The 4,176-nt window shown below is 45.4% G+C and carries 4 protein-coding genes; 2 read left to right on the top strand and 2 right to left on the bottom strand.

Annotated features, from left to right (window positions below):
* Positions 1-875: alpha/beta fold hydrolase (locus tag ACTXGO_RS10490; protein WP_443574405.1), on the bottom strand; the 875-nt coding region annotated here is incomplete at its 3' end.
* Positions 876-1,240: 365 nt separating this feature from the next.
* Between ACTXGO_RS10490 and nfuA the strand changes: the two genes are divergently transcribed.
* Together nfuA and ACTXGO_RS10480 are read left to right on the top strand one after the other, a co-directional pair.
* Positions 1,241-1,930 carry a Fe-S biogenesis protein NfuA gene (gene nfuA, locus ACTXGO_RS10485; RefSeq protein ID WP_317200572.1) on the top strand — a complete coding sequence of 230 codons (690 nt, stop codon included), beginning with the start codon at positions 1,241-1,243 and terminating at the stop codon, positions 1,928-1,930.
* A 140-nt stretch (positions 1,931-2,070) separates the two neighbouring features.
* On the top strand, positions 2,071-3,384 hold the full coding sequence (locus ACTXGO_RS10480; RefSeq protein ID WP_317200573.1) for an O-acetylhomoserine aminocarboxypropyltransferase/cysteine synthase family protein: 1,314 nt from the start codon (positions 2,071-2,073) through the stop codon (positions 3,382-3,384).
* A gap of 96 nt (positions 3,385-3,480) precedes the next feature.
* Here the strand turns inward: ACTXGO_RS10480 and ACTXGO_RS10475 are convergent.
* Positions 3,481-4,176: adenosine kinase (locus ACTXGO_RS10475; protein ID WP_443574402.1), on the bottom strand; the 696-nt coding region annotated here is incomplete at its 5' end.

Genomic DNA, 4,176 nt, shown 5'->3' with positions numbered 1-4,176 from the left:
TCTTTGGCTGCATTGCGGCTTATAATGATGCGGCTATGCGTGTAATCTTCCAAATCACCGCTGTGCGTTGAATACTCCCGAAATACATTCTTATCATGACCAAAGTCATCTAACAGCAATTTACAGCCTCGACTTGGGGCAATAAAGCGATCGCCACTACCGCTGATGGCATAGATAGGTATGTTGATTTTAGACATATGCTTTTTATAATTAAAACGGTCATCAAGAGCGTCGGTAGCGCCTAATGCGCTGCCGTTTTGTTTGAGCAGACTGCTTTTAAAGTTTTTATGCAAGTTCCAGTCATACCATTGCACCATCGTGTAATAGCTCTCGTTGACGGGACCTAATTTAAATGTTTTGGCAGGGATATAGCCATAGAGTCGATTGATTATTTTGGCGCTTATGACTTTTATGTAACTTATAGGGTTGAGGGCCGCGCCATATCCTTGGCAGGCAAATATAGTAGCGCTGCTTACCTTGTCGATGTACTGCTGATTTTGAATCAAAAACATGGTCAAACACAGCCCGCCGCCGCTATGAGTAACCGTGTGCACATGATCTAATTTTAGCTCATCGAATAAATAATCAAAGCTCGCTTTATAATCATAAAGGGCGATAGTTTCGAACTTATACTTATGTTTTGGTACAGGACTATGACCATGTCCGCGCCACTCCATGATGTAGCACGTATGACCTAAAGCAGCAAGATAACTAGCAATACCCATACACACGCCTTTATCTGAAAAAGTGCCATGCGTCAAAAACACATTTTGCCGCTTTGAGACATAGTGTTCAGGATTATCGTCAGCTACTGTCCAAAGTGCGGTTTGCTCATTATCAGACGTAGGAATTAGAGTTAAGTGCTTTGTTATCATGGAGAAGGCTCACTTGAAATAAGGCGTTTGTTGTTATTTTTATAGGGTATAAAATATTTGACTTGCCGCCTTAATCTTTGCAAATAAAGAGTTGTTGCAAATATAGAGTAGCGCTTGATAATTGACTAAAGCGTCTTAATATAAAGGTCAATAGTGATTGTAGTTCCCTTTATAAAAATTTTCGACACATTTAAACCCTAGTGGCACGGTCGGAATTATCTTTTAAATACGGTATACTAGGTAACATCAATTGACAACTTTTTATAGATAAACAACAGCGCTACACAGATTTGATATCCAGCATACTTTTACAATGATGACTAGATGCGCTAAAACAGCGTCTGTTTTAATTAATAGGAAGCATTATGAGCGAATACAACCCAAACGAAACTGCTCCAACAAGCCAAGATTCTGCTGAGTTTGAATCAGCATTAGATACTGAGCAAACTGAAACTAAGAGCAATATTACTATTACTGAAGCGGCGCAAGGTTACTTAGCGGATTTATTAGCTAAGCAAGATACTGACGGCATCGGTGTGCGTATCTTTGTTGAGCATCCAGGTACGCCGCGTGCTGAATGTTGTATGGCGTACAACCAGCCAGGTGAAGAGGACAGCGCAGATTTAAAGTTCAGTTATGATAGTTTTGCTGCCTTTATTGATGCCGCGTCCGTTCCGTATTTAGAAGATGCGGTCATCGATTACAATAAAGATCGCTTTGGTGGTCAGTTAACGTTTCGCGCGCCAAATTCAAAAGTGCCAAAAGTCGGCGCGGATGCCAGTGTCGAGGAGCGTATCAACTATGTCTTGCAATCTGAGATTAACCCAAGCCTAGCGGCGCACGGTGGTGACGTCCAGTTGCTTGAGCTGATCGAAGAAGAGGGCGTTGGCCTTACCGCGGTACTCAAATTCGGCGGTGGGTGTCAGGGCTGCTCAGCGGTCGATATGACCTTGCGTCAGGGCGTTGAGGTGCAGCTTAAGCAGCAAATACCTGAGCTGACTCAAGTCGTTGATGAGACTGATCATACGCTGACAGAAAACGCCTATTATAAGTAGATATTCCTTATTGGAATTAGCAAAGCAAAGACTTATGGTTCTTTTCATAAAAAAGCTGGGTTATTATAAACTCAGCTTTTTTTATGTACAGCTTTTAAGAGTGCGTTTAACCAACCCTAATAATGATCAAGGAATGTATTATGAGTGATGACCAAACAGCCCCAGCCCAACGTCTAGAAACCCTCGCTATTCATGCAGGCTACAGTGTTGAACCGACGACCAAAGCGGTCGCTGTCCCTATTTATCACACCAGCTCTTATGCGTTTGATGATACCCAGCACGGCGCTGACTTGTTTGATTTAAAAGTGGCGGGCAATATCTATACGCGTATCATGAACCCGACTAACGCCGTTTTAGAAGAGCGCGTCGCCGCATTAGAGGGCGGTATAGGCGGTCTGGCGGTAGCGTCAGGCATGGCTGCTATCACTTATGCGGTGCAGACGATTTGTGAGATGGGCGATAACATCGTGGCGGTATCAACCTTGTATGGCGGTACTTATAATCTATTTGCGCACACTTTGCCGCGCCAAGGGATCGAAGTGCGCTTCTTTGATCATAATAATCCTGAGTCTATTCGCGACTTAATCGATGACAAAACCAAAATGGTCTTTGCCGAGAGTATCGGTAATCCACTAGGTAATATCATCGATATTCAAGCGGTCAGTGATATCGCGCATGAGTACGGCGTTCCTGTCTTTATTGATAACACCGTAGCTACGCCTGCGCTATGCCGTCCTTTTGAATTTGGTGCAGATATCGTCATTCATTCTTTGACCAAATATATGAGCGGTACGGGCACTTCAATCGGCGGCGCTATTATAGATAGTGGCAACTTTGCTTGGGGAGATTATCCAGAGCGTTTCCCGCTACTAAACACACCAGATGTGAGCTACCACGGCGTTAACTTCGTCAAAGACGTCGGCGCGGCGGCTTTTATTGCGCGTGCTCGCGTAGCTCCGCTACGCAATACCGGTGCCGCGCTCAGTCCGCTTAATGCCTTTAGTATCTTGCAAGGGATAGAGACGCTGAGCCTGCGTATGGAGCGTCATGTACAAAACGCACAAGCGGTCGCTGAATATCTACGTGACCATGACAAGGTCGCTTGGATTAAATATGCAGGTCTAGCAGATCACCCCGATCATGAATTGGCTCAGAAGTACATGAAAGGTACACCATCTGCGATCTTAACTTTTGGCGTCCGAAGTGATAAAGAAGGGGGAGGTCGTGAAGCGGGCGCACGCTTTATCGATGCCCTGCAACTCATCACCCGCCTAGTTAATATCGGTGATGCCAAATCTTTGGCAAGTCATCCTGCAACGACCACTCATCGTCAGCTTAATGGTCAAGAGCTTGAGCAAGCTGGCGTGAGCGAGGATATGGTACGTTTATCAATTGGTATTGAACATATCGAAGATATCAAGGCTGATTTGGAGCAGGCGTTGGCATCAGCGTAAGTTAAATAGTGCTAAAAAAGCCCGTATCTTTCTGGATACGGGCTTTTGTTTTGGAGTGCTGTGGTTTTAAGATAACGTAAAGCAAAGTTGTCGCATTTAAACCGTTAAGACGCGCTTAGCAATGTCTTTATAATCTTGTGAGCTAAGACGCGGCCCAAACTGTTGAATCACCTGCGCGGATATTTCACTCGCCAAACGACCACATTCAGGCAGGCTGTAATGCTGCGATAACGCGTATAAAAACGCACCCGAGTAATTATCACCCGCGCCATTGGTATCAATGACATTACTTACCGCAGGCGTAGGCAATTCATGGATAATAATATCGGTCTGGTTATCGCCACTTTGTGCGCTGCCAGCTTGCGCAATAATAGTATCATTGGCACTATCGGTCACTACCGCAATTTGGCAGTACTCAAGTAGCGCACGCGCCGCTGCTTTGGTCTGTTTTTTGTCAGTAAAGGCTTTGGCCTCTTCGCTATTGCAAAATATCACCTCAACCTTGTTGCCGAGCATATTAAGCAGACCGTCTTTGGCGAACTGCACCACAGCAGGGTCGGCAAAACTGACCGCAATCTTGGCGCCGTTGATGCCCGCTTGTTGGCGCAACTGGGTCATCGCAGGTTGAATACCCTCAGACATCGCTAGGTAGCCTTCTAGATACAACCAATCCGCTTGAGTCAAGGCATCAAAATTAACGTTGTCTGCGGTAATCTCGCTTGAGGTGCCAAGATAGGTCTGCATAGTACGCTCGCCATCTTCGGTCACTGCCACGACGCAGGAGCCTGTTAC

This window comes from Psychrobacter sp. T6-1 (genome assembly GCF_052258445.1).
Note: the sequence above shows the minus strand (reverse complement) of the source record. Positions and strands in the feature narration are given on the sequence as shown.

Excerpts from the sequence above, each read along its gene's own strand:
- nfuA (WP_317200572.1), top strand. The coding sequence starts at position 1,241 with ATGAGCGAATACAACCCAAACGAAACTGCTCCAACAAGCCAAGATTCT.
- ACTXGO_RS10480 (WP_317200573.1), top strand. The coding sequence starts at position 2,071 with ATGAGTGATGACCAAACAGCCCCAGCCCAACGTCTAGAAACCCTCGCT.